Source organism: Xanthobacter sediminis (assembly GCF_043195015.1).
Taxonomy (GTDB): Bacteria; Pseudomonadota; Alphaproteobacteria; order Rhizobiales; family Xanthobacteraceae; genus Xanthobacter.
This window is the reverse complement of record NZ_JBAFWH010000024.1, coordinates 1-23,437: the sequence shown is the minus strand read 5'-3', so window position 1 is coordinate 23,437 and position 23,437 is coordinate 1. Positions and strand designations below refer to the sequence as shown.

Below are 23,437 nucleotides of genomic sequence, written 5' to 3'. Positions count from 1 at the left end.
CTGGAAGCCGGGAAGGCGCACTCCCGCGTTTACGTCTTTCCGGCTCGTCGGCTTTGCGGCGCGGTCCTCCGAGAGGAAGAGGGCTGCGCCGCTCTTCATGATGGGTTCAGGTCCGAGAGAGAGGCTCTCGGCGCCCGTCGCGGAGTACATCCCGATGGCCACTGCCGTTCAGAAGATCACCCTGTCGTCCTCGCGCGACATTCCCTTCAACAAGCTGGTGCTGAGCCAGTCGAACGTCCGGCGTGTGAAGGCCGGCGTCTCGATCGAGGAGCTGGCCGAGGACATCGCCCGGCGCACGCTGCTTCAGAGCCTCAACGTCCGGCCGGTCCTCGATGCTGCGGGCGCCGAGACCGGCATGTTCGAAATTCCGGCCGGCGGCCGCCGCTACCGGGCGCTCGAGCTGCTGGTGAAGCAGAAGCGGCTGGCGAAGACCGCGCCGGTGCCGTGCGTGGTCCGCGATCCGGCGACCGACATCCTCGGCGAGGACGATTCGCTTGCCGAGAACATCCAGCGCGCGCCGCTGCACCCCCTCGACCAGTTCCGCGCCTTCCAGGCCCTGCGCGAGAAAGGCCGCTCCGAGGAGGACATCGCCGCGGCATTCTTTGTCGGAGTGAACGTCGTGAAGCAGCGCCTGCGCCTGGCGTCCGTCTCACCGACCCTGCTCGACGTCTACGCCGAGGACGGCATGTCGCTGGAGCAGTTGATGGCGTTCACCGTCACCTCCGACCACGCCCGCCAGGAACAGGTCTGGCAGGCGATCTCCGGCTCCTGGCAGAAAGAGCCCTATCAGATCCGCCGCATGCTGACGGAGAAGACGGTGCGTGCCTCGGACCGCCGGGCAGTGTTCGTCGGGCTTGATGCCTACGAGGCGGCCGGTGGCGCGGTGCTGCGCGACCTGTTCCAGTCCGACGACGGCGGCTGGCTCGAGGACGTGGCGCTGCTCGACGGCCTCTTCGCTGAGAAGCTGAAGACCGAGGCTGAGAAGATCGCGGCCGAAGGCTGGAAGTGGATCGAGGTCGCGGTCGACTTCCCCTATGGCCACACGCGCGGGCTCCGTGCGTTGGAGGGAGTTGCCGCCGACCTTTCGCCCGGGGAGCAGGCGACGATCGACGCGCTCAACGCCGAACACGACAAGCTCGAAGCCGAGTATGACGGTGCAGACGAACTACCCGACGAGGTGGACGAACGGCTCGGCGAAATCGAAACGGCGCTCGCCGCCTTCGACGATCGTCCCGTCACTTTCGACCCCGCCGACATCGCTCGTGCCGGCGTCTTCGTCAGCATCGATTCCGAAGGTGCTCTGTCGGTCGACCGTGGCTACGTCCGGCTTGAGGATGAGGCGCCGATCGTGGAGCCCGGACAGGAAGGCGATGATGAAACCGGCGCGGCAAGCCCGAACGGCGTGGAACCCGGCGCGCCGGTGATCCAGCGCGCGGTCATCACCATCGGCGGCCAGGCTTCCGAACCGGAGGACGACGACGACGACGTGGTGAAGCCGCTGCCGGACCGGCTTGTGACCGAGCTGACGGCGGAACGGACGCTGGCGCTGCGCGACAAGCTCGCGACCACGCCGTCGGTCGCGTTCCAGGCGGTTCTGCACAAGTTCTGCCTGGATGTCTTCTCGCGCTACTTCGCATCGGGCAGCGCCATGGAGGTCGCCGTTCGCAGCGTCACCTTCCCGATCCAGGCGCAGGGTCTGAAGGATACGCCGACGGCCAAGGCGATCTCCGAACGCCACAAAAGCTGGGAGGAGCGGCTGCCGAAGGATCGAGCCGATCTCTGGGACTGGCTCACCACCCTGACCGGCGACGACCAGGCCGCCCTCTTCGCGCATTGCGCCTCGTTCGGGGTCAACGCGCTCTACGAGAAGGCCGACCGCTACGGCGCCGGCATTTCGTCCCACGGTGTCGAGCAGCGCATCGGCGAGGCCAACCGCATCGCCCGGGCCGTCGGTCTCGACATGGTGGAGGCCGGATGGCGTCCGACCGTCGAGAACTATCTCGGCCGCGTGCCGAAGCGCCGCATCCTCGAAGCGGTTCGCGAAGGCGCAGGCGAGCGCGCCGCCCAGCTTATCGACCATCTGAAGAAGGGCGACATGGCCAAGGAAGCCGAGCGGCTTCTCGCCGACAGCTTCTGGCTGCCTGAACCGCTGCGCACCGTCGATGACGATGCGCCGTCGACCGACCACGTCGGCGACGAAGGCGAGGGCGAGGCGCTGCCGGAATTCCTTGCCGAAGACGAGGACGAGCCTTCCGAGCAAGCAGAAGATGAGCCGCAGACGATCGCGGCTGAGTAACCCGATCGCGCGGGGCGGTTTCGGCCGTCCCGCGCATCCTTTCCCCTCAACCAATCCGACAGCCCGGCCACCGCGCCGGGCGCTTTTGTTTCAGGAGACCACCATGACCAGCACATCCGACACCACGTCCGAGCTCCAGGCTCCGCTTTCCGAATGGGAGATGAAGGCCGCGGCTCAAGCCAAGCTCAATGCCGAGTTGTTCGCACTCAACAAGGCTGCGCTGCTCAACGCACTGGCGCTCGCCGGCGTCACCCGCGTCATCGTTAGCTTCGATGGCTATGGCGACTCCGGCCAGATCGAGAATGTGGAAGCTCAGGCCGGAGACGATCCCGTCACCATGCCTAGCACAGCCATCGAAATCGCCGAGGCCGTCTGGGACCAGGCCGAACCGAAGCGTTCGTCCGTCAGCGTCGCCGCAGCCGTCGAGAGCCTGGTCTATGGCGTTCTCGAAAAGACCCATTGCGGCTGGGAGAACAACGACGGCGCTTACGGCGACGTCATCTTCGATGTTGCGGAAGGCGCGATCACGCTCGACTACAACGAGCGCTACACCTCCTCCGAAAACCACACCCACATCTTCTGAGGAGGCCGTCATGGGACATTGCTATCATCATGCCCTCTCTTCAGTCAGGAAATGGGGCGGGACTGCTGAAGACTATCTGCCACTGCACCAATGGTTCGACGAGTCGAAGGCGATCACCGCCGACTTCCGCCACCGGGCGCTGCGGCATCACGCCGAAGGCATCTTCATGCTCGAGCGCTTTTTCGGTCCGACGATCACCATCTCGACCGGCCGCGTCGTGCCTGTGCGCCTGATCGGCGAACAGCACGTCGTTGAGGATCTCGGCTTCATCCCGAGCTTCGCCGACTGGGTGCGCTGCATCCGGCCCGAACCCTGGATGGGACGCGCGCAGCCGATCCATAAGCTGGTCGATCCGTTCGCAGCCGTGGCGCCACATAGCGTCGAAGCCGACGAACCCAGCAGTGAGGGCGGCAGATCGTGACCGAATACATCGTCAAGATTGCCTTCTGGCTACGCGCCTTCGACAGCGTGCCGCTCGAAGCCGCGACCGACACCGAAGTCATCGAGAAGGCGAAGACCGCGGCAAGGATCGCGATGGAGTCCATCGCCTATCCCGAGCACATCGACACTGACGAACGGCGCGAGGGCGTCATCGCCTACATCGACCGGATCGATCCGGACGGTCATGAGCCCGTCATCGAGGATGTCGAGTTCGACGACGACCGTATCCACGGTCCGCCCGCCGCCTGATCCCAAAGACACGCAAACCCACCCGAAGCCCGGCCCCGCGCCGGGCTTTCGCTTTTACGGAGACTGCCATGGCCGACTATTTCACCCATTTCTCGTGCCTTCTCGATGTCGGCACGCCCGAAAACGCTGTCCGCGCCCTCGACCTATTCGCCAACGCGCCAGAGGACGAAGATGGCCTTCGCCCCTCGGATGGCTTCGACCTTTCCATCCAGAGCGAAGGCGGAACGGAGCTTTGGATTCACGACGACTGCTCGGGCGACCCCGAGCGTGTGATCGAATTCGTCCTGCTCTGCGCGGAGCAATTCGACCTCAAAGGCCTTTGGGGGTTCGAGTACGCCAACACCTGCTCGCGTCCACGCCTGGACGCCTTCGGCGGTGGCGCGCATGTCATTGATCTCGGCGCCCACAAGTCAATCGGCTGGGTCAGTACCAATGAATGGCTCGCCGTCGCTCTCGACGGAGGCGATCCCGATGCCTGAGATCATCGAAACCACCGTCTATCGCCTGGACGAACTTTCCGACGACGCGAAGGACAAAGCCCGCGCCTGGTATCGGCAGGTCGGCCTCGACCAGGACTGGTTCGAGTTCGTCTATGACGATTTTGAGCGGATCTGCGCCATCCTCGGCGTGGACCTCAAGACGGCGCCGGTGCGCCTGTACGGCGGCGGCACCCGGCAAAAGCCCTGCATCTGGTTCTCGGGCTTCTGGAGTCAGGGCGATGGCGCTTGCTTCGAGGGGCGCTACAGCCACGCGGCCGGCGCAACGCGTGCGATTCGCGATCATGCGCCGAAGGACAATGAGCTTCATCGGATCGCCGACGTCCTTCAGGCGGTCCAGCGGCGGAACTTCTACCAGCCCGCACCGTCATCGCCCGCGAGACGGCCGAGACCTTGGCCGATCACGATCCGCCGGTGCTTGCCAGCACCATCGGCCAGCGTGTGGTCTTCGCCGAAGCCGCGCAATCGGGCCGCCTGGTCTTCGAGCTGGCTGAGCAGGGCGCTACAGCGCGCGAGATCGCCGCGATGGCCGCCGAGGTCGCGAGGATCGCGCCATGAGCGAACGGTCCACAAAACGCGGCTTCGCATCCCGACCCGGCGACGCCGAGAGCTGGATCAAGGCTCCCGAAGCGAACGGCAGACGGTCGGATGACACCTCCGCCTTCAGCGCACGACTGACGATCGACGTCACGCCGGCGCTCCGCGGCCGCATCAAGGTCGCCGCCTTCCGGCGCGGCGTCACCGTCGCCGACATGCTCCGCGACCTTCTCTCCCGCGAATTTCCCGACGATCCCGGAGAGTCCTCATGAACGACAACGCGCCATTAGCGCCGCGCGTCGTGCCGCCGTCGCATCGGCGCACCGTCGCACTGACCCATGTCGAGCTGACCTGGATCGAGAAGACAATCGAGCACTGGCTGCGCTTCGGCCGGCGCGCCGAGGAGAAGATCCTCGATCGCCGCCGCAGCGTCTCCAGCTTCAAGCCCGGCAGCATCTTCGCCTTCGTGCGTTGGGCGTCGAACGACTTCGGCACGGTCGTCTCGCGCATGGACATCGTGCGCGCGGTCGAGCCCGGCGTCCGCTACCAGACTCTGCCCTTCGTGCGCCCCGGCGGCGAAATCCTGCTGCGCGTCGATGGCTGGCCGAAGGTCGAGCGCGTGTTGCAGGCGATCGATGCGGTCGAAGCGCTCGACATCGATCCCGCTGACGCCGCGCCGGAATACTGGCGTCACCTCCACAACCGCCTCGCTGCAGGGCATGAGCCGCGCGCCTACACGCGCGAGCAACATGCCGCCTGGCTCAAGCGCCGGAGCGTCGCGCCATGACCCGCTTCGGCTACGTCATGACGACGTACTTCGCGATGCTCGGTATCGGCGCCCTCGCGTTCTTCCACCCGGCGCCACGGCTGATCTGGAACGCCACGGCGAGCACCCCGACCGGGCTCTATGCGCTGCATGCCGTTGGCACGCTCCGCACGCTCGAACTCGTCGTCGTGCGGCCGCCCGAGCCGATTGCGAGCTACCTCGCGGATGGCGGCTTCCTGCCCAAGGGCGTGCCGCTGCTCAAGCACGTCATGGCGCTGCCCGGACAGATCGTGTGCCGGGACGGCGACGTCGTCACCGTCGATCATGTCGAGGTCGGCGTCGCCCATGATCGCGATCACCTGGGCCGTCCATTGCCGCGCTGGAGCGGCTGCAGCGTGCTGCGGCCGGGCGAGGTCTTCCTCATGAACCCCACCGTCCCGGATAGCCTGGATGGCCGCTATTTCGGTCCGTTCCCCGACGCTTCGATCGTCGCGCGCGCGGTCCCGTTGTGGACCGACGAGGGCGACGACGGCCGCTTCTCGTCTGGCGCGCCGCCACCGATTGACCTGTTTCCTAACCCGCCAACTAGAGGAGGTTCCCATGGCGCAGATCGGTCACTTCACCTGCGATAAATCCGGCTTCACCGGACGCATTCAGACGCTCTTCTTCACCCACGACCTTTCCCTCGTTCCGGCCGAATCTTCCGATGCCGAGAATGCGCCCGACTTTCGGGTCCACCTTGGCGATGTCGACGGCCCGGAAATCGGCGCGGGCTGGAAACGCACCGGCGAGAAGGCGGGCGAATACGTCTCGCTCGTCATCGATGACCCGGCGCTGCATCAGCCGATCCGCGCCAATCTCTTTCAGTCCGGCAACGACAAGTCTGCGTGGGTGCTGAACTGGAACCGCCCACCCAAGCGCGGCCAGCGGGATTGAGCGCATGCGAGCCGCTCTCATCATGCTCGTCGGGACGATGGCGTTCGGCATGCCCACCGTCGTCGCTCACGCCCAGACCGCTCGGATCGAGCTGCACGCGGCGAGCGATCCCTATGCCGGTCTAATCGCGGAAGCGGCCCAGCGCTTCGGCATTCCGGCGGCCTGGATACGGGCGATCATGCGAGTCGAGAGCCGCGGCGATCGGCGCGCGATCTCGCCCAAGGGGGCAATCGGGTTGATGCAGCTCATGCCCGACACCTGGGCGGCGCTGCGCGCTCGGTACGGCCTTGGTCGCGATCCGTTCGATGCGCACGACAACATCCTGGCGGGCGCGGCCTTCTTGCGCGAAATGCACGACCGCTACGGATCGCCGGGCTTCCTCGCGGCATACAATGCGGGGCCTGGGCGATACGAAGACTATCGTGATCGGCATCGGCCCCTACCGCCCGAGACCGTCGCTTACGTCGCCACGCTCATCCCTTTTGTCGGGGACGGCGCGATCGATGGGCCTGTCCTCGCGGCGGCCTCCGACCCGTCGTCCTGGACGGGGGCGCCGCTGTTCATTGCGCGGCCGGCAAGCGCTCAACCCTCTGATCGCATGTCGGCCAAGCAGCCGCCGAGCGACACGCCGGCCGTCCTCGCGGTGCGCGATCTCTCCGCCATCGCGCCGCAATCCACGGGTCTGTTCGTCTCAGTTGCAGCAGCGGGACCAAAGCCATGACGGTGTTGCTCCCCTGCAATCACGCCGCGCTCTTGCTTCGGCCCGCATGCGTCTTCCTTGGCGGCGCGACATTGTTCGGGGTCTCGATAAGCTTCTTCGAGGCTCTCGGATGCGATTTCGCAGGCTGGCGCGGCGCAGCGTCCTTCCGGGAAGGAGGAAGGGCGGACAGGGGAGGCGTGCGGGAACCGACCGACAGAGGGCCAGATAAAAGGCCGCAAGGTGCGGCTAGGTCGGTCGGTTGTTTTTGCTTAGGTTTTTCTCTGATCCGGCAATGTGCGGCCCCGGCGCGCAAGGTGCACGGCGTCGTCAATGCCTTGCCTATCCTCATCTTTTCGCACCTTGTGGGGGCCGGCAATGGCTGAGGAGAACGACTTCCAGCCCCGGCCAGGCCGTATCCGCTCTTCGCGCAGTCAGCGGGCCAAGCCCTTCATTGCCCAGGCGCTCGCCGCCGCTCAGCGCGCCGGCGGCGGCGTATCGCGGCAAGGTCTGCTCAGAAGCTCCAGCCGCTCGACCTTCGGCCGCGGCCGTGTCGCCGCCGTCCGGGCGAACCATCTGCTCACCGGCCGCTCGCGCCTGGTGACGGTCAAGGCGCGCGTCGTCCGCCACACCGCGCGCTCCGCGCCGCTCGGCGCTCATCTCGGCTACCTCCGGCGCGAGGGCGTCACCCGGGACGGGGAGAAGGCGCGGCTGTTCGGCCCCGAAACCGAGGACGCCGACCCCCAGGCCTTCACCGAGCGGTCCGCGAAGGATCGCCATCACTTCCGCTTCATCGTCTCGCCCGAGGACGCAGCCGAATTGGCCGACCTCAAGGGTTATGCTCGCGAGCTGGTCGGCCAGATGGAGAAGGACCTCGGTGCCAAGCTCGATTGGGTCGCCGTCGATCACTGGAACACGCAGCACCCGCACGTCCACATCATCGTGCGCGGCGTCGCCGAGGACGGCCAGGACCTCGTCATCTCCCGCGACTACATCAAGGAAGGGATGCGCGCCCGCGCCCAGGACCTGGTCACTCGGGAGCTGGGGTTGCGTAGCGATCTCGAGATCCACCAGGCGCTCGAGCGTCAGGTCGAGGCCGAGCGCTGGACCCAGCTCGACCGGCAGCTCATCCGTGACGGCGGCCGACATGGCGTTATCGACGTTGCGCCCTCTCCGGGCCAGGAGCCGGACGCGTTCCATTCACTGAAGGTCGGCCGCCTGCGGCATCTGGAGAGCCTCGGTCTCGCCCATCAGATCGGGGCCGGCCAGTGGACGATGGACGAGGCGGCCGAGACCACGCTCCGCGAACTCGGCGAGCGCGGCGACATCATCAAGCGGATTCATCGCGGCTTGCGAGAGCACGGTATCGAGCGCGCGGCCGGGAGCTATGTGCTCGCCGGCGAGAGCCTCGACGTGCCCGTCATCGGCCGGCTGGTCGATCGAGGCCTCGACGACGAGTTGAAAGGCACCGCCTATGCCGTCATCGACGGCGTCGACGGCCGCACCCACCACATCAAATTCCCCGACCTCGACGCCACCGGCGACAGCACGCCCGGTTCGATCGTCGAGCTGAGGAAGTTCGACGACGCACAAGGGCGTCGCCGCGTCGCGCTCGCCGTGCGGTCGGACATCGCCATCGAGGATCAGGTGACGGCCAGCGGCGCGACTTGGCTCGACCGCCAAGCGGTCTCGCGTGATCCGGTCGACCTTAGCCAGACTGGCTTCGGCGCCGAGGTCCGCGATGCGCTGGAGCGGCGGGCCGACCAGCTCATCGAGCAGGGGCTGGCCGAGCGACAGGCGCGGGGCATCACCTTCTCCCAGGGCCTGATCGGCACGCTCCGCCGTCGGGAAGTCGAAGCCTTGGGCGAGCGGCTTGCGGCCGAGACGGGCCAGACCTTCAACCAGGTCGCCTCCGGCGAGTACGTCGCCGGATCATACCGTCAGCGCTTCGCGCTCGCCTCCGGCCGGTTCGCCATGATCGACGACGGCCTCGGCTTTCAGCTCGTGCCCTGGACCCCATCGCTCGAGAAACAGCTCGGCCGCCACGTCTCCGGTGTCGCCCGCGATGATGGCGGCGTCGATTGGGGCTTCGGCCGCAATCGGGGACTCGGCCTGTGAGCGCCCCCTCCCATCATCGATCTCACGAAAGGACGGCCGGCATGTCGGCGACGAAGATTCTATGGGGCCAGGTCGTTACCGTCTTCGGGATCGTCCTCTTGACGATCTGGACCGCGACGGAATGGACCGCCTGGCGGCTCGGCTTTCAGCCCGAACTCGGACGGCCCTGGTTCGAGATTCTGCACTTCCCCTTCTACCTGCCGCCGGCATTTTTCTGGTGGTGGTTCGCCTACGACGCCTATGCGCCATCCATCTTTATCGAAGGCGCCTACATCGCGTCATCGGGAGGGATCATTGCCGCGGCCGTCGCCATCGGCATGTCGGTCTGGCGCGCGCGTGAAGCGAAGAACGCCGAGACCTATGGCTCCGCGCGCTGGGCCCAACAACAAGAAATCGAGGAGGCCGGCCTGCTCGGTCCCGATGGCGTCGTGCTCGGCCGCTATCAACGCAGCTATCTCCGCCACGACGGCCCCGAGCATGTGCTGTGCTTCGCGCCGACCCGGAGCGGCAAGGGCGTGGGCCTCGTCATTCCGTCGCTGCTGACCTGGCCAGGTTCGGCGATCGTCCACGACATCAAGGGCGAGAACTGGCAGCTCACCGCTGGCTTCCGCGCCCAGCACGGTCGGGTGCTGCTGTTCGATCCGACCAACGCGAAGTCGTCGGCCTACAATCCGCTGCTCGAGGTCCGCCGCGGCGAGTGGGAGGTTCGCGACGTCCAGAACATTGCCGACATCCTGGTCGACCCCGAAGGCAGTCTGGAGAAGCGGAACCACTGGGAGAAAACCAGCCACGCGCTACTGGTCGGCGCCATCCTGCACGTTCTTTACGCCGAGGAAGACAAGACGCTCGCCGGCGTCGCGTCGTTCCTATCCGACCCGAAGCGGCCAATCGAATCGACGCTTTCCGCCATGATGCGGACACCGCATCTCGGCGACGCCGGTATCCACCCGGTTGTCGCCTCCGCCGCGCGCGAGCTGCTGAACAAGTCCGGCAACGAACGATCGGGCGTCCTGAGCACGGCGATGTCGTTTCTCGGCCTCTATCGCGATCCCGTGGTCGCCGAGGTGACGCGGCGCTGCGACTGGCGGATCGGTGATATCGTCGCCGGCGAGCGGCCGACGACGCTCTACCTCGTCGTGCCGCCATCCGACATCAACCGGACCAAGCCGCTGATCCGCCTGATCCTCAACCAAGTCGGCCGGCGGCTGACAGAGGATCTGCAGGCCAAGGCCGGGCGACGCCGGCTCCTCCTGATGCTCGACGAATTCCCGGCGCTCGGTCGCCTCGACTTCTTCGAGTCCGCGCTCGCCTTCATGGCAGGCTACGGCATCAAGAGCTTCCTGATCGCGCAGTCGCTAAACCAGATCGAGAAGGCCTACGGCCCCAACAACTCGATCCTCGACAACTGCCATGTGCGGGTAAGCTTCGCCACCAATGACGAACGGACAGCCAAGCGGGTGAGCGACGCGCTCGGCACAGCGACCGAGATGAAGGCGATGAAGAATTACGCCGGCAGCCGGCTGTCGCCCTGGCTCGGCCATCTCATGGTCTCGCGCTCGGAGACCGCCCGCCCGCTGCTGACGCCCGGCGAGGTCATGCAGCTCCCGCCCACCGACGAGATCGTCATGGTGTCGGGAGTCCACCCGATCCGCGCGAAGAAGGCGCGCTACTACGAGGACGGACGGTTTCAGGAACGCGTCGCGGCGCCGCCCGTGCCACTGCAACCAAAAGACGGACGCCCCGACGATTGGAGTTCGCGCCCGTTGCCGCCGCGCCCGCCGGCTCCGGTTGCGAGCGATGGCGAGGACGCCGACGACGAAGATCCGAAGAACGCCGATCGCCGGAAGCAGCCGGAGCTTAGCCAAGGAACGGTCGAGAAGCAGGCGCCGATCGAAAATGAGTTCGCGCTCGACCAACCCGACGACATGGAGGAGGAGGTGCCGCGGATCGGTCGCATGAACGATCTCATGCAGGGTCTCGCGCGGCAGGCCTCGCTCGACCCCGGCGACGATCTCGGCATGTGAGGCGCGCATGGTCACGACAAAGAAGAAAGCCCAGCTCTCCGTCTATCTCGATCCGGATGTCATGGAGGCCTTGTCGGCCTATGCCGCACGCCGGGAGCGTTCGATGTCGCTGATCGCCGAAGCCGCGATCGCGTCGTTCCTGTCGCCGGACGCGGACGAGCGGAAGGAAGCAGCGATCGCCAAACGGCTCGACCAGCAGGACCGCCGCCTGGCGCGGCTCGAGCGCGACGTTGGCATCGGTGTCGAGACGCTGGCGCTGTTCATCCGCTTCTGGCTCAACACGACGCCGCCGCTTCCCGAACCGGCGGCCAAGGCCGCGCGAGCGCAGGCCGGGGCGCGCTACGATAATTTCGTCGCCACACTTGGCCGTCGGCTGAGCGAGGGCCCCAAACTGAGACAGGAGATTCCCGAAGATACGGACGGAACCCAATCCTGACGGGGTCAGATCTGCGACGCTGGTGGCTGGTCGACACCAAACAATCGCCAGAAACCCTCGGTGAATGGTCGCAGAGTCTCTGGTGCCATCACGTCGTCGATAATCTCGCCAAGATAGGCGGGATCTTGCCACGCCGCGTCGGTCACATAGCCGTCGCCAGCAACGATGCGGTAGTCCCTGACGCCGCTGAACGTCAGCATCGCGATCCAAGGCCCTTCGATTCCGAGGCTTCTCAGCCGTGTGATGGAGAAGGGCACGATGCCTTTCAACTCCGGTACGAAGTATTTCGGCCAGACGAGTTTCTGTCCCTCGCTGACGTGTCCAACGCTCCAGGCGAAGTCGAGATATCCGAGGCGGTGGTTGACGGACCACGTCCTGACGGCCCTAGTCTGCGCGTCGATCGGCGAGTGGACAACCACGCCGTCCAGCCCAATCACCATGCTGATGTTACTCGTGTGGCGCGTCGGCAGCACAGCGACCTCTCGCGTAAAATCGACGTCGCGCTGCTCGCGTAGGACCGAAAGCGGTGCGACAGTCAAGACGGCGGTAGGACCGTCCTGAACTCGGCAAGGCATATCCTTACCGCCGATCGCCTCAACCGCTTTACGGTGCAGATCGCGAATGCGATGTGGGAGGTCGTTGGATGCAGCGAAAGATTGGCGCAGCTCTGCCGTGCTCATCTCGTAGTTGCTCCGATTGCCGCGTCGATAGAATCGACTGCTCTTGTCGAAGACTACCCGATGCGGCGCGATCAGACTCGCGCCCACTCGCATGACAAGCACGGCCTTGCCATTGACCAGTGAAATCGTCCGAACCCGAAAGAACGGGATCCTGGGATCGATGCAGTTCCGAAGCTGATCATCGATCCGCCGCAAGGCTTCGTCGAGCCCTGCGGCGTCGATTCCAACGAGCTCCGCGGCTGTCCCGTTGCCATCCTCCCGCACCCCAATGACAATATCGCCTCCGTCTGTGTTGGCGAATGCTGTCACATCGGCCAGAAAGTCGCGCGTGCCTTTGTGATCGGCGCTTGGAAACGCCTCCTTGAAGTCGAGCGTAACGCCCTCGCTGCGCCGATAGAAAACGAGCTTTTCAATATCGTCGAGTGCGATTTCGTCGAGAGCATTGTCTATCATTCTATAGGCGCCTCAGATTTGAATGACTTTTGCTTTCCTGCCCGGATATCGGGGCTTAGGCGGCGAAACAGTTCGACGAAGTGGGTCTCGATCTACTTCACTCTCGTCATCGGTGTCTGAATGATCAGAGCTGGCCGATTGGACAGCGAGAACGAGCCCCTTATCGCCCTGCAAGGCAGCCCTCAAATATGGTGCAAGTATCTCTGTTTGTAGAGCCGAAGTTCCAATCCAGCCCCGGCCGACCATGTCGATGAAGTGCGTCGGAGTGAAATGCCGCCGACCAAAGGTCCCTGCGTAGACGACTGTGCCACCCTTCTTGCCTTTGACGAGAGGTGTTTGCACCAGTCGTTTCCAATAACCGAGGGGAACATAGATACCTGGTACATGCCCCGTAGCTTCGTGAGACAGAAGCTTACTGCAGAATTTTAGAAAGAATGGGTCTGGAGCGAAGCGATAGCCATCGCAACTTTCGTCTGCCGCAACCGTAGAGAGTTTCACTGCGGCAGCATCCATGCGAGATATCTCTTCGCTGAGCTGATTGTCGGGCCGATAGCCGCCTTCGCCATCTACGCCGCTGAACATCTTATATTGAACGAAGACGACTGATTTTATTGTTTCGTTGACGTAGATGAGATCGACGCCCAGTTGCCTTTCCAACGGGAGTTTGTTCGCAAGAATTATTGTGAGTTTTGTGTCGCCGTTCGTAAACAGCTTGGCAGGATAACGCTGACGCTTGACGAATTGCCAATCTTCGTTTGCCTCGTCCAGGTCTTGAAGTATGACCAAGTCCTCCATCGAGGTCACATCGTCATCCCCGTCAAAGATTGAGGCGAGGTCTGCAGGTGCCCCCTCATCAAGCTGGGCAGAGGCTTTGAATTGCTCCTTTGGGATTCGGGCGATCTCGAGGGAGGTGATTACGGCGTCTCGCTGGTACGCCCAATTTTCCTTGGCTCGGGTAGGAGTCGGTTCCGGTGGCGCGGGCCGACGATCGATCAGGCCCTCCGCAGCGATCGAGGCTCCGCCATCGATGCGCCGCAGAGCATCCATCACCATCGCAAACGCAGTTGGTGAAATATGACCGCCGTTCAGCGCCTGCTTCGCCCGCCATGCTTGCCGGCCCTCAATTTTCGCCTTTAAGGCCGTGATCCGAACGGGCTTTGCAAACGGCGTGACGTTCCAGATATCGAGCTTGTCCCTCCCAGACTCCGCAGGGTAGTAAACGACGCTGCGAGCTACATGGGTCAGATAACCTTTCTTGACGCTGATGAAACACAACATCCAGCGTCGACGCATTGCCGCAGGGATTTTGGGAACCGCTTGGCTGCATGTGCTTTGAGCCGAAAGATCATCCTCAAGTTCCTTCAGCCGCTCGGGCGTTACCGACAGGACGTACCCGTGCTCGGGCACCCATGGGAAGCGTGCTTCCAGATATTGATTTCCGGCGGGTGGCAAAGCTCTTTTTCAACCTCGTCATTGCATCGCGACCGACTACATCGGGCCGACGATTTCATTTTACCCAGAATTCGCTGCAAGCGGCAGCGATCGTTGTCACCCCTCGCGGCGGGGAGCAATTCGGACCGAGCACAGCGGCGGGAGGATTCGCGCCTAGCCTGGAAAGGGCCAGCCTTCAGCAGCGAGCCGCATCGGCCACGGCACTCGGGACAAACATGATTTTCGTTCTAGCAAGTATTTTTTCTCTCGACTACGCTGACCTTCTACACCATCTGAATACTTGTTGATCCGTCCCATTTCTTGCCTCTTCTAATCATCCCCATCGCCAATCGCGTATCGCGACTGGCCAATGATGGGGACGATCGTGGCGGCTGCTCCGCTCCATTCCGAGGCCTTCTCACGCGGTGCGCGCATGCTGCGCACCGCGCTCGGTCCGGCCATCGCCGCCTTTCTCGAAGACCCGTCGATCGTCGAGGTGATGCTCAATCCCGACGGCCGGCTCTGGATCGATCGGCTCTCCGGCGGCCTCGAGGATAGCGGCCGGACTCTATCGGCCGCCGATGGCGAGCGGATCGTGCGCCTTGTCGCGCACCATGTCGGTGCCGAGGTTCACGCGGAGCGCCCGCGTGTCTCGGCCGAGCTGCCCGAGACGGGAGAGCGGTTCGAGGGGCTGCTGCCGCCCGTCGTCACGGCGCCGGCCTTCGCCATCCGCAAGCCCGCCGTCGCCGTCTTCACCCTCGACGACTATGTCAACGCTGGCACCATGACCGCTGGTCAAGCGGCGCTGCTGCGTGGGGCCGTCGCGTCGCGCAAGAACATCCTCGTCGCTGGCGGTACCGGCACGGGCAAAACGACGCTCACCAACGCGCTCCTGGCCGAGATCGCCGGCACGAGCGACCGCGTGGTGCTGATCGAGGACACGCGCGAGCTGCAATGCCGCGCGCCCAATCTGGTCGCGATGCGAACCAAGGATGGCGTCGCTTCGCTGTCGGACCTTGTCCGCTCTTCGCTGCGCCTTCGGCCCGACCGCATCCCGATCGGCGAAGTCCGCGGCGCTGAAGCGCTGGACCTACTCAAGGCCTGGGGCACCGGCCACCCCGGCGGGATCGGCACCATCCACGCCGGCACCGCGCTTGGCGCGATCCGTCGCCTCGAACAGCTCATCCAGGAAGCCGTCGTCACCGTCCCCAAGGCGCTGATTGCCGAGACCATCGATCTCGTCGCGGTGCTGCGCGGCCGCGGCTCAGAGCGCCGCCTCTCCGAACTCGCTCTCGTCGCCGGCCTTGATCCCGCCACCGGCGATTACCGCCTCCAGTCCGCCGGGGCGGGCGGCGACCCCTTGTCCTTCGGAGATCCCTCATGAACCGTGTTCTCGCCGTCGCGCGCCATTCCCACCGCCGCCTCGCCCGGCTGGTCACGCTGACCACGCTCACACTGGCTTTCGCGCCCGCCGCCTATGCCTCCGGCTCTTCGATGCCGTGGGAGACACCGCTCAACTCGATCCTGGAGTCGGTGCAGGGCCCGGTCGCCAAGATCATCTCGGTCATCATCATCACCGTGACCGGGCTGACGCTCGCCTTCGGCGACACGTCGGGCGGCTTCCGACGCCTGATCCAGATCGTCTTTGGTCTGAGCATCGCTTTCGCTGCGTCGAGCTTCTTCCTCTCGTTCTTCAGTTTCTCCGGCGGAGCGCTGATCTGATGGCCGCGGTCGTCGATCCGGACGTGCCCGGCTTTTTCGCGCCGGTGCACCGCGCGCTCACCGACCCGATCCTGATGGGCGGCGCGCCACGGACCGTGGCGATCGCCAACGGCACGTTGGCGGCGGCGATCGCACTCGGCCTGCGTCTTTGGATCCCCGGCGCGCTCATCTGGGCAGTTGGCCATGCCGCCGCCGTCTGGGCGGCGAAACGCGACCCGCAATTCGTCGACGTGGTGCGCCGGCACCTTCGCTACCCCGCACATCTGGGGGTCTGAGGCCGCCATGCTGAACCTTGTCGAATACCGCCATCGCCCTGCCGGCCTCGCCGACTTCCTGCCCTGGGCCGCGCTCGTCGAGGCGGGCGTCGTTCTCAACAAGGACGGCTCGTTCCAGCGCACCGCCCGTTTTCGCGGACCGGACCTCGACAGCGCGACGCCGGCCGAGCTGGTAGGCGTCACCGCACGGCTGAACAACGCGCTGCGTCGGCTCGGCTCCGGCTGGGCGATCTTCGTCGAGGCGCAGCGGATACCGGCGACCTATTATCCGAAGAGCACATTTCCGGATGCGGCGTCCGCTCTCGTCGATCTGGAACGGCAGGCCGCCTTCGAGGGTGAGGCCGATGAGCGGTCGCCCCAGTGGGGCGATCGCCGGCCGAACGGCGCCCACTTCGAGAGCCGCTATTTCCTGACCTTCGTCTGGCTCCCGCCGGCCGAGGACGCCTCACGGGTGGAAGGCTGGCTCTATGAAGGCCGGTCGCAGACAGGTGTCGATCCCTGGGAGCTGCTGCACGGCTTCGTCGATCGGACCAACCGCGTCCTGCAACTGGTCGAAGGGTTCATGCCCGAGGTCGATTGGCTCGATGACGGCGACACGCTGACTTATCTGCACTCGACGATCTCAACACGGCAGCAGCGCGTGCGCGTCCCCGAGACGCCGATGCACCTCGATGCGCTGCTCGCTGACGAGCCGCTGGCCGGCGGCCTCGAGCCGCGTCTCGGCTCGCATCACCTGCGGACCCTGACCGTGGTCGGATTCCCGACCACGACCCACCCCGGCATCCTCGACGAACTGAACCGGCTGGCTTTCCCGTATCGCTGGTCCACCCGCGCGATCCTCCTCGACAAGACCGAGGCGGTGAAGCTGCTGACCAAGATCCGGCGGCAATGGTTCGCCAAGCGCAAGTCGATCGCCGCCATCGTCAAAGAGGTGATGACCAACGAGGCCTCGACGCTGGTCGATAGCGATGCGGCCAACAAGGCGGCCGACGCGGACCTGGCGCTCCAGGAGCTGGGCTCCGACGACGTGGGCCAGGCCTATGTCACCGCCACTGTCACCGTCTGGGACGAAGACGCCGGCCTCGCGGCGGAGAAGCTGCGCCTCATCGAGAAAGTGATCCAGGGCCGCGATTTCACCTGCATGCCGGAAGGGGTGAACGCGCTCGAGGCCTGGCTCGGCTCCGTCCCCGGCCATGCCTACGCCAACGTCCGCCAGCCGCCGGTCTCGACGCTGAATCTCGCCCACATGATCCCGCTTTCAGCGGTCTGGGCCGGGCCGGCACGCGACGAGCATTTCCAGGCGCCGCCGCTGCTCTTCGGCAAGACCGAGGGGTCAACGCCGTTCCGGCTGAGCCTCCATGTCGGCGACGTCGGCCATACGCTGATCGTCGGCCCGACCGGCGCGGGCAAGTCCGTGCTGCTGGCCCTGATGGCAATGCAGTTCCGCCGCTACCGGAACAACCAGATTTTCGCCTTCGACTTCGGCGGCTCGATCCGCACCGCAGCGCTCGCGATGGGCGGCGACTGGCACGACCTCGGCGGTAGCTTGTCGGCCGGGTCGGAGCATTCGGTCTCGCTGCAACCGCTGGCGCGAATCGACGATCCGGCCGAGCGCGCCTGGGCGGCGGAATGGGTGACGGCCATCCTTGCCAAGGAAGGCGTCACGATCGATCCGACCGCGAAGGAGCATGTCTGGTCGGCGCTGACGTCGCTCGCGTCGTCCCCAGTGGGCGAGCGCACGATCACTGGCCTGGCCGTCCTGTTGCAATCGACGGCGCTGAAGCAGGCACTCCAGCCCTATTGCGTCGGCGGACCATCGGGGCGGCTGCTCGATGCCGAGAGCGAGCAGCTCGGCACAGCCACAGTGCAGGCCTTTGAAACCGAGGGCCTCATCGGCGCCGGCGCTGCGCCCGCCGTGCTGACCTATCTGTTCCATCGCATCGAGGGCCGCCTCGACGGCCGACCGACGCTGCTGATCATCGACGAAGGCTGGCTGGTCCTCGACGATCCGGCCTTCGCGCAACAGCTTCGCGAATGGCTGAAGACGTTGCGTAAGAAGAACGCCTCCGTCGTCTTCGCCACGCAATCGCTCTCGGACATCGACGGCAGCAACATCGCCCCCGCCATCGTCGAGAGCTGCCCGACACGCATCTTCCTGCCGAACGAACGCGCGATCGAGCCACAGATCACGGCGATCTACCGGCGCTTCGGCCTCAACGATCGCCAGATCGAGATCCTCGCGCGGGCGACGCCGAAACGCGACTACTACTGCCAATCCCGCCGCGGCAATCGCCTCTTCGAGCTGGGGCTCGGGCCGATCGCGCTGGCGTTCTGCGCCGCGTCCTCCAAGCAAGACCACGCCGCAATCGAGCGCGTCATCGCCGAGAGCGGCCGTGAGGCTTTCACGCCCACCTGGCTCGCCGATCGCGAGCTTCTCTGGGCCGCCGATCTCATCCCCGAGCTGACCAACCTGGAGACGTCATCATGATCAAGCTGCGCCATCTGGCGGCGGCAAGCGCCGTCGTGCTGTCCCTGGCCGTCGCCGTGCCGCCGGCCTCGGCGCAATGGATCGTCTACGACCCGACCAACTTCAGCCAGAACGTGCTGACGGCGGCGCGCGAGCTGCAGCAGATCAACAACCAGATTCAGATGTTGACCAATCAGGCGACGAGCCTGGTCAACCAGGCGCGCAATCTCGCCAACCTGCCGATGTCGGCGCTGACCCAGCTTCAGTCGTCGATCGCACAGACCCAGTCGCTGCTCGGCCAAGCGCAAAACATCGCCTTCAACGTCCAGCGGATCGAGCAGGCTTATTCGACCAGCTATGGCAGCGCAGCGGGCACGGGCTCGACCACAGCGATGGTCGCCAATGCTCAGCAGCGCTGGCAAAATTCGGTCGCGGCCTTCGAGGACAGCCTGAAGGTTCAGGCGGGCGTGGTCGGCAATATCCCGACCAATTCCAGCGCCATGACCTCGCTCGTGTCGGCCAGCCAGAATGCGACCGGCGCGCTCCAAGCGGCGCAAGCCGGCAACCAGCTTTTGGCCCTGCAATCCCAGCAGCTCTCCGACGTCGTCGCAGTGCTGTCGGCGAAAGGCCGTGCCGACGCGCTGGAGCAGGCGCGCGTCGCCGCTGCCGAAGCGCAAGGCCAGCAGAACTACAAGACCTTCTCGACGCGCAGCGGCTACCAGCCCGGCAACGTCACCATGTTCTCCGGCAACTGAGGCGCGGCGATGCTGGGCCGATCGGAGATCTTCCGCGCTGCCGCGATCGTCGCTCTGGTCGCGTGCTTCGTCGCGACTCTTGCGGCGATCAACCGGCGTCCCACGGCGCCGGTCGCTGAACCTCCTCCGACCGTCACCGCTCCAGCCACCGATGACCTTACGGCCGAGCTGCGCCGGTGCAGCGCGCTCGGTCCCAAGGATGCCGTGGATGCGCGTTGCGAGGCGGTCTGGGAGGAGAGCCGCCGGCGCTTCTTCGGCAGGCCGGCGCGGCCGCTGCCGCCATCGCCCCCAGATGCTGTCGCGCCGGCCACCCCCTCTTCGGGAGATGAGCGATGAACAACGTCGGCGTCATCGACACCTTCCTCAACACGTTCACGACCTACATCGACTCCGGCTTCGGCCTGATCAAAGGCGAGGTCGCCTATCTTTCCTCGACGTTGATCGTCATCGACATCACCCTGGCCGGCCTGTTCTGGGCCTGGGGCGCCGACGAGGACATCCTCCAGCGCCTGGTGAAGAAGACGCTCTACATCGGCTTCTTCGCCTTCATCATCACCAACTTCAACAATCTCTCCTCCATCGTATTCAACAGCTTCGCGGGCCTCGGCCTGAAGGCGGGCGGTTCGACGATCTCGACCGCCACCTTTCTTCAGCCCGGCCATCTCGCACAGGTCGGTCTGGACGCCGGCCAGCCGCTGCTCGACGCGGCAAGCCAGATGATGGGCTTCACCAGCTTTTTCGCGAACTTCGTGCAGATCGCGGTGCTGATGGTGTCGTGGCTCTTGGTGCTGATCGCCTTCTTCATCCTGGCGGTACAGCTCTTCGTCACGCTGATCGAGTTCAAGCTGACGACGCTCGCTGGCTTCATCCTCATCCCCTTCGCCCTCTTCAACAAGACCGCCTTCCTCGCCGAGAAGGTGCTCGGCAACATCGTCGCTTCCGGCGTGAAGGTCATGGTGCTGGCCGTCATCGTCGGCATCGGCACCGGCCTCTTCTCGCAGTTCACCCAGACCTATGCCGGCGGCCAGCCGACCATCGAGCAGGCGCTGTCCGTCGTGCTCGCGGCGCTGGCCATGCTGGGCCTCGGCATCTTTGGGCCCGGCATCGCCACGGGTCTCGTCTCCGGTGCGCCGCAACTCGGCGCAGGCGCTGCCGTCGGCACCGGCCTTGCCGTCGCCGGCGCCGCCATGGCCGGCGCTGGCGCGCTTGGCCTGGCTGGAAGAGGAGCGATGGCGGCTGCGTCGGGGACGGCGGCCGCGGCCCGTGGTGGTGCGGCCATGGCCGGTGGCGCCTCTTCCGCCTACAGCCTGGCCTCCGCCGGCCGGTCCGGCGCGTCGGGCATGGCCGCTGGTCTCGGCGGTGTCGGTCGGGCCGCGGCGGCCGCGGCCTCAGCGCCGATGCGGCGTGCGGCGGCTCAGGCCGCAGGCTCGATGCGGGACAACTTCGCCGCCGGCGCAAGGTCCAGTTTCGCGGCCACGGGCGGCTCCTCGACGAAAGGAACGGTCGGCGGCGGCGAGGCGGCCGCCCCTGCGCCGAGTTCGAGCGGATCCAGTCCTCCCGCTTGGGCGCAGCGGATGCGACGCAATCAATCGATCCATCAGGGCGCGACCACCGCAGCGCACGTCCTCAGGTCCGGTGACAGCCACGGTGGCGGCCATTCCGTCGATCTTTCGGGAGAATAGACAATGGCGCTCTTTCGCCGATCCACGGTCCGCTACGGCCGTACCCCCGAACCCGAGACCCCCTACCAGCGCGCCGCCCAAGCTTGGGATGAGCGAATTGGTTCGGCCCGGGTGCAGGCGAAGAACTGGCGGCTGATGGCCTTCGGCTCGCTCGCGCTCTCGATGGGTCTGGCCGGTGGCCTGGTCTGGCAGTCCACCCATGGGAGCATCGTCCCCTGGGTGGTGCAGGTCGACAAGCTCGGCCAAGCGCAGGCTGTCGCGCCGGCCACGGCCGACTATGCCCCGAGCGATCCGGAGATCGCCTGGTATCTCGCCCACTTCATCGAGATGGTCCGCTCGCTACCAGCCGATCCGATCATCGTGCGGCAGAACTGGCTGCAGGCCTACGACTTCACCACCACCTCGGGTTCGCAGGCGCTGGGCGACTACGCCCGCGCCAACGATCCCTTCGCCAAGCTCGGCCACCAGCAGATCGCCATCGACGTCTCGAGCGTGATCCGCGCATCGCCGTCCAGCTTCCGAGTCGAGTGGGTCGAGCACCGCTATCAGGACGGCGCGCTCGCCGAGACCTCACGCTGGACCGCGATCCTCACCGTCGCGATCCAGCCGCCAACCTCCGCCGACGTGCTCCGCAAGAACCCGCTCGGCATCTACGTCACTGCCATCAACTGGTCGAAGGAGCTGGGACAATGACCCCGCCGATTTCCATGGAAGCCGGCGGTCCGGCTTCATGTCTTTCCGTCTCTCAACCGAGCCAGAAGGGCGGCTTTGCGCCTTTCCGTAAATCCGGCTTCGCAGCTCTGCTGCTGTCGGTGACGGCGCTCGGCGGCTGCGCCCACAAGTTCATTCCGCCCGACATCAACTACGATACCGCCGTGCCCGCGAAGCTCACCGTCGATCCCCCGGCGCCGGTCAAGATCGTCGAGCTGCCGAAGCCCTTGCCGCTGCCCGGGCAGTTGAAGCCCCTTGCCGGCGGGAAGGAGCCGCCGCAATCGCCCGATCCAGAGGTGCGCGTCAATCGCGCGAATGCTGCCGCCCGCGTGCAGCCCGTGCGCGACGGCTTCATCAACGCCGTGCAGGTCTATCCCTACTCGGCGGGTGCGCTCTATCAGGCCTATACGGCGCCCGGCGAGATCACCGACATCGCCCTGCAGGAGGGCGAACAGCTCGTCGGCACGGGGCCGGTCGCCGCCGGCGACACCGTGCGCTGGATCATCGGCGACACGGAAAGCGGCGCGGGTCCGACCAAGAAGGTCCACATCCTGGTCAAGCCGACCCGGCCGGACCTGATGACGAACCTCATCATCAACACCGATCGGCGGACCTATCTCCTGGAGCTGCGCTCGACCGAGAAGACCTATATGGCGTCGGTCTCCTGGCAATATCCCGAAGACCAGCTCATCGCGTTGCGCCAGCAGAACGCGGCGGCCGAAACAGCCGCGCCGATCGCCACCGGCGTCGACCTCGCCGCGATCAACTTCCGCTATGCGATCGAGGGTGACAATCCTGCTTGGCGGCCGCTGCGCGCCTTCGACGACGGCCAGAAGGTCTATATCGAATTCCCGTCCGGCATCCGCCAGGGCGAAATGCCGCCGCTCTTCGTCATCGGTCCGGCCGGCGGCTCCGAGCTGGTGAACTATCGCGTTCGCGCCAACTACTACATCGTCGACCGCCTGTTCGCCGCGGCCGAACTTCGTCTCGGCGACAAAGACAGTGAGCGTCGCGTCCGCATCGTGCGCACCGATGGAAGGCCACGGTCATGACGGACGAACCGGAAGAACAAGCGCCGACGCCGACGCCTGTCGTGCCGCCCGATTTGCGGCTCCGGGGCGAACGGCCGCGCGTCACGCGCCTCTCGCGCAAGGCGCTGATCACGCTCGGCGCCGTGTCGGCCCTCGCGGTCGCGGGCGCTCTCGGCTACGCCCTTCAGAACCGGAACAAGTCGCAGACGGGGCAGGAGTTGCTCAGCACCCAAAGCCGGCCCTCGGCCGAGGGTCTGGCCGGGCTGCCGAAAGACTATACCAGCCTTCCACGCCAAGCGCCGCAGCTCGGGCCGCCACTCCCGGGCGACCTCGGCAAGCCCATCCTCAATGCCGGCGCCGCGCCAAATACCAGCGCTTCGGCAACCACGCCCGATCCCGCGGCGCAGCGGCTGGCTCAGGAAACCGAGGCAGCGCGCGTGAGTCGCCTGTTCGCCCAGACCAACCAGCAGCCGCAGCCGGTCGGCCTCGTTGCTCCACCGGCGACGGCGACGCAGGGCGGTCCGACACCCACGCCGCCCGTCGATGCCGGGTCCGCGCAGAACATGCAGGATCGCAAGACCGCGTTTCTGGGCGCCGCGACAGACAAGCGAACGGTCAGCCCCGACCGTCTCGAGGCCAAGGCTTCGCCC

Annotated in this window: 24 protein-coding genes and 3 pseudogenes; 25 read left to right on the top strand and 2 right to left on the bottom strand. The window is 65.8% G+C overall.

Annotated features, from left to right (window positions below; genetic code table 11):
- Positions 1-154 precede the first annotated feature (154 nt).
- The 15 genes and pseudogenes from V5F61_RS19640 to V5F61_RS19570 all read left to right on the top strand — a co-directional run bounded on the left by V5F61_RS19640 (position 155) and on the right by V5F61_RS19570 (position 11,580).
- Positions 155-2,296, top strand: coding sequence for a ParB/RepB/Spo0J family partition protein (locus V5F61_RS19640; RefSeq protein WP_393990440.1), 2,142 nt, complete (start codon positions 155-157; stop codon positions 2,294-2,296).
- Positions 2,297-2,399: 103 nt separating this feature from the next.
- A complete protein-coding gene (locus tag V5F61_RS19635; RefSeq protein ID WP_393990439.1) occupies positions 2,400-2,879 on the top strand; it encodes a DUF6878 family protein in 480 nt (159 codons plus the stop codon).
- Positions 2,880-2,889: 10 nt separating this feature from the next.
- A complete protein-coding gene (locus V5F61_RS19630) occupies positions 2,890-3,300 on the top strand; it encodes a DUF6915 family protein (RefSeq protein WP_393990438.1) in 411 nt (136 codons plus the stop codon).
- Entirely contained in the window at positions 3,297-3,569 is a 273-nt protein-coding gene (locus V5F61_RS19625) for a hypothetical protein (RefSeq protein ID WP_393990437.1), read from the top strand. The genes V5F61_RS19630 and V5F61_RS19625 overlap by 4 nt, the downstream gene beginning before the upstream one ends.
- 68 nt (positions 3,570-3,637) lie before the next feature.
- A complete protein-coding gene (locus V5F61_RS19620; RefSeq protein ID WP_393990436.1) occupies positions 3,638-4,048 on the top strand; it encodes a hypothetical protein in 411 nt (136 codons plus the stop codon).
- A pseudogene (locus tag V5F61_RS19615) lies at positions 4,041-4,424 on the top strand (antitoxin of toxin-antitoxin stability system); the annotation flags it as partial. The gene V5F61_RS19620 and the pseudogene V5F61_RS19615, both read left to right, overlap by 8 nt.
- Positions 4,424-4,624: pseudogene (locus V5F61_RS19610) on the top strand (ParA family partition ATPase); the annotation flags it as partial. The pseudogenes V5F61_RS19615 and V5F61_RS19610, both read left to right, overlap by 1 nt.
- Entirely contained in the window at positions 4,621-4,875 is a 255-nt protein-coding gene (locus V5F61_RS19605; protein ID WP_393990435.1) for a hypothetical protein, read from the top strand. The pseudogene V5F61_RS19610 and the gene V5F61_RS19605, both read left to right, overlap by 4 nt.
- Positions 4,872-5,390: a DUF2840 domain-containing protein gene (locus V5F61_RS19600; RefSeq protein ID WP_393990434.1), complete on the top strand. Its 519-nt coding sequence runs from the start codon at positions 4,872-4,874 to the stop codon at positions 5,388-5,390. Before V5F61_RS19605 ends, V5F61_RS19600 begins: the two co-directional genes overlap by 4 nt.
- Positions 5,387-5,934: pseudogene (locus tag V5F61_RS19595) on the top strand (S26 family signal peptidase). The gene V5F61_RS19600 and the pseudogene V5F61_RS19595 overlap by 4 nt, the downstream one beginning before the upstream one ends.
- A gap of 35 nt (positions 5,935-5,969) precedes the next feature.
- Positions 5,970-6,305: a DUF736 domain-containing protein gene (locus tag V5F61_RS19590; RefSeq protein WP_393990433.1), complete on the top strand. Its 336-nt coding sequence runs from the start codon at positions 5,970-5,972 to the stop codon at positions 6,303-6,305.
- A 4-nt stretch (positions 6,306-6,309) separates the two neighbouring features.
- Positions 6,310-7,026 carry a lytic transglycosylase domain-containing protein gene (locus V5F61_RS19585; RefSeq protein WP_393990432.1) on the top strand — a complete coding sequence of 239 codons (717 nt, stop codon included), beginning with the start codon at positions 6,310-6,312 and terminating at the stop codon, positions 7,024-7,026.
- 354 nt (positions 7,027-7,380) lie between these two features.
- Positions 7,381-9,120 (top strand): relaxase/mobilization nuclease domain-containing protein, encoded by a 1,740-nt coding sequence (locus V5F61_RS19580; protein ID WP_393990431.1) that lies wholly within the window; start codon positions 7,381-7,383, stop codon positions 9,118-9,120.
- Between the two features lie 41 nt (positions 9,121-9,161).
- Positions 9,162-11,144: a conjugal transfer protein TraG gene (locus V5F61_RS19575; RefSeq protein WP_393990430.1), complete on the top strand. Its 1,983-nt coding sequence runs from the start codon at positions 9,162-9,164 to the stop codon at positions 11,142-11,144.
- 7 nt (positions 11,145-11,151) lie between these two features.
- Positions 11,152-11,580, top strand: coding sequence for a CopG family ribbon-helix-helix protein (locus V5F61_RS19570; RefSeq protein WP_393990429.1), 429 nt, complete (start codon positions 11,152-11,154; stop codon positions 11,578-11,580).
- Positions 11,581-11,585: 5 nt separating this feature from the next.
- Here V5F61_RS19570 and V5F61_RS19565 read toward each other — a convergent pair whose 3' ends face one another.
- Entirely contained in the window at positions 11,586-12,713 is a 1,128-nt protein-coding gene (locus V5F61_RS19565; RefSeq protein WP_393990428.1) for an AlbA family DNA-binding domain-containing protein, read from the bottom strand.
- Between the two features lie 12 nt (positions 12,714-12,725).
- Positions 12,726-14,165 carry a hypothetical protein gene (locus V5F61_RS19560; protein WP_393990427.1) on the bottom strand — a complete coding sequence of 480 codons (1,440 nt, stop codon included), beginning with the start codon at positions 14,163-14,165 and terminating at the stop codon, positions 12,726-12,728.
- Between the two features lie 349 nt (positions 14,166-14,514).
- Between V5F61_RS19560 and trbB the strand changes: the two genes are divergently transcribed.
- From trbB to V5F61_RS19510, 10 genes are all read left to right on the top strand, one after another.
- On the top strand, positions 14,515-15,528 hold the full coding sequence (gene trbB, locus V5F61_RS19555; RefSeq protein WP_393990426.1) for a P-type conjugative transfer ATPase TrbB: 1,014 nt from the start codon (positions 14,515-14,517) through the stop codon (positions 15,526-15,528).
- The gene (locus tag V5F61_RS19550) at positions 15,525-15,866 is read left to right on the top strand and encodes a TrbC/VirB2 family type IV secretion system protein (RefSeq protein WP_393990425.1); all 342 of its coding nucleotides are present in this window, start codon (positions 15,525-15,527) and stop codon (positions 15,864-15,866) included. Before trbB ends, V5F61_RS19550 begins: the two co-directional genes overlap by 4 nt.
- Positions 15,866-16,141: a VirB3 family type IV secretion system protein gene (locus V5F61_RS19545; protein ID WP_393990424.1), complete on the top strand. Its 276-nt coding sequence runs from the start codon at positions 15,866-15,868 to the stop codon at positions 16,139-16,141. Before V5F61_RS19550 ends, V5F61_RS19545 begins: the two co-directional genes overlap by 1 nt.
- A 7-nt stretch (positions 16,142-16,148) precedes the next feature.
- Entirely contained in the window at positions 16,149-18,629 is a 2,481-nt protein-coding gene (gene trbE, locus V5F61_RS19540) for a conjugal transfer protein TrbE (protein ID WP_393990423.1), read from the top strand.
- Positions 18,626-19,363 (top strand): P-type conjugative transfer protein TrbJ, encoded by a 738-nt coding sequence (trbJ, locus tag V5F61_RS19535; RefSeq protein ID WP_393990422.1) that lies wholly within the window; start codon positions 18,626-18,628, stop codon positions 19,361-19,363. The genes trbE and trbJ overlap by 4 nt, the downstream gene beginning before the upstream one ends.
- Positions 19,364-19,372: 9 nt before the next feature.
- Positions 19,373-19,699, top strand: a complete 327-nt coding sequence (gene trbK-alt, locus V5F61_RS19530; protein WP_393990421.1) for a putative entry exclusion protein TrbK-alt — start codon at positions 19,373-19,375, stop codon at positions 19,697-19,699.
- Positions 19,696-21,045, top strand: coding sequence for a P-type conjugative transfer protein TrbL (gene trbL, locus V5F61_RS19525; protein ID WP_393990420.1), 1,350 nt, complete (start codon positions 19,696-19,698; stop codon positions 21,043-21,045). The genes trbK-alt and trbL overlap by 4 nt, the downstream gene beginning before the upstream one ends.
- Positions 21,046-21,048: 3 nt before the next feature.
- Positions 21,049-21,738 carry a conjugal transfer protein TrbF gene (gene trbF, locus V5F61_RS19520; protein WP_393990419.1) on the top strand — a complete coding sequence of 230 codons (690 nt, stop codon included), beginning with the start codon at positions 21,049-21,051 and terminating at the stop codon, positions 21,736-21,738.
- Entirely contained in the window at positions 21,735-22,808 is a 1,074-nt protein-coding gene (trbG, locus tag V5F61_RS19515) for a P-type conjugative transfer protein TrbG (protein ID WP_393990418.1), read from the top strand. Before trbF ends, trbG begins: the two co-directional genes overlap by 4 nt.
- A partial coding sequence (locus tag V5F61_RS19510; RefSeq protein WP_458575917.1) for a TraB/TrbI/VirB10 family type IV secretion system protein occupies positions 22,805-23,437 on the top strand: 633 nt, incomplete at its 3' end. The genes trbG and V5F61_RS19510, both read left to right, overlap by 4 nt.

Bases quoted from the DNA above. Each gene is read 5' to 3' on its own strand.
- V5F61_RS19620 (WP_393990436.1), top strand. From the start codon at position 3,638: ATGGCCGACTATTTCACCCATTTCTCGTGCCTTCTCGATGTCGGCACG.
- V5F61_RS19580 (WP_393990431.1), top strand. From the start codon at position 7,381: ATGGCTGAGGAGAACGACTTCCAGCCCCGGCCAGGCCGTATCCGCTCT.
- trbB (WP_393990426.1), top strand. From the start codon at position 14,515: ATGATGGGGACGATCGTGGCGGCTGCTCCGCTCCATTCCGAGGCCTTC.
- V5F61_RS19585 (WP_393990432.1), top strand. From the start codon at position 6,310: ATGCGAGCCGCTCTCATCATGCTCGTCGGGACGATGGCGTTCGGCATG.
- trbE (WP_393990423.1), top strand. From the start codon at position 16,149: ATGCTGAACCTTGTCGAATACCGCCATCGCCCTGCCGGCCTCGCCGAC.
- trbF (WP_393990419.1), top strand. From the start codon at position 21,049: ATGGCGCTCTTTCGCCGATCCACGGTCCGCTACGGCCGTACCCCCGAA.
- V5F61_RS19590 (WP_393990433.1), top strand. From the start codon at position 5,970: ATGGCGCAGATCGGTCACTTCACCTGCGATAAATCCGGCTTCACCGGA.
- V5F61_RS19630 (WP_393990438.1), top strand. From the start codon at position 2,890: ATGGGACATTGCTATCATCATGCCCTCTCTTCAGTCAGGAAATGGGGC.
- V5F61_RS19570 (WP_393990429.1), top strand. From the start codon at position 11,152: ATGGTCACGACAAAGAAGAAAGCCCAGCTCTCCGTCTATCTCGATCCG.
- V5F61_RS19545 (WP_393990424.1), top strand. From the start codon at position 15,866: ATGGCCGCGGTCGTCGATCCGGACGTGCCCGGCTTTTTCGCGCCGGTG.
- V5F61_RS19640 (WP_393990440.1), top strand. From the start codon at position 155: ATGGCCACTGCCGTTCAGAAGATCACCCTGTCGTCCTCGCGCGACATT.
- V5F61_RS19600 (WP_393990434.1), top strand. From the start codon at position 4,872: ATGAACGACAACGCGCCATTAGCGCCGCGCGTCGTGCCGCCGTCGCAT.
- V5F61_RS19635 (WP_393990439.1), top strand. From the start codon at position 2,400: ATGACCAGCACATCCGACACCACGTCCGAGCTCCAGGCTCCGCTTTCC.
- trbG (WP_393990418.1), top strand. From the start codon at position 21,735: ATGACCCCGCCGATTTCCATGGAAGCCGGCGGTCCGGCTTCATGTCTT.
- V5F61_RS19575 (WP_393990430.1), top strand. From the start codon at position 9,162: ATGTCGGCGACGAAGATTCTATGGGGCCAGGTCGTTACCGTCTTCGGG.
- V5F61_RS19565 (WP_393990428.1), bottom strand. From the start codon at position 12,713: ATGATAGACAATGCTCTCGACGAAATCGCACTCGACGATATTGAAAAG.
- trbL (WP_393990420.1), top strand. From the start codon at position 19,696: ATGAACAACGTCGGCGTCATCGACACCTTCCTCAACACGTTCACGACC.
- trbJ (WP_393990422.1), top strand. From the start codon at position 18,626: ATGATCAAGCTGCGCCATCTGGCGGCGGCAAGCGCCGTCGTGCTGTCC.
- V5F61_RS19550 (WP_393990425.1), top strand. From the start codon at position 15,525: ATGAACCGTGTTCTCGCCGTCGCGCGCCATTCCCACCGCCGCCTCGCC.
- V5F61_RS19605 (WP_393990435.1), top strand. From the start codon at position 4,621: ATGAGCGAACGGTCCACAAAACGCGGCTTCGCATCCCGACCCGGCGAC.
- trbK-alt (WP_393990421.1), top strand. From the start codon at position 19,373: ATGCTGGGCCGATCGGAGATCTTCCGCGCTGCCGCGATCGTCGCTCTG.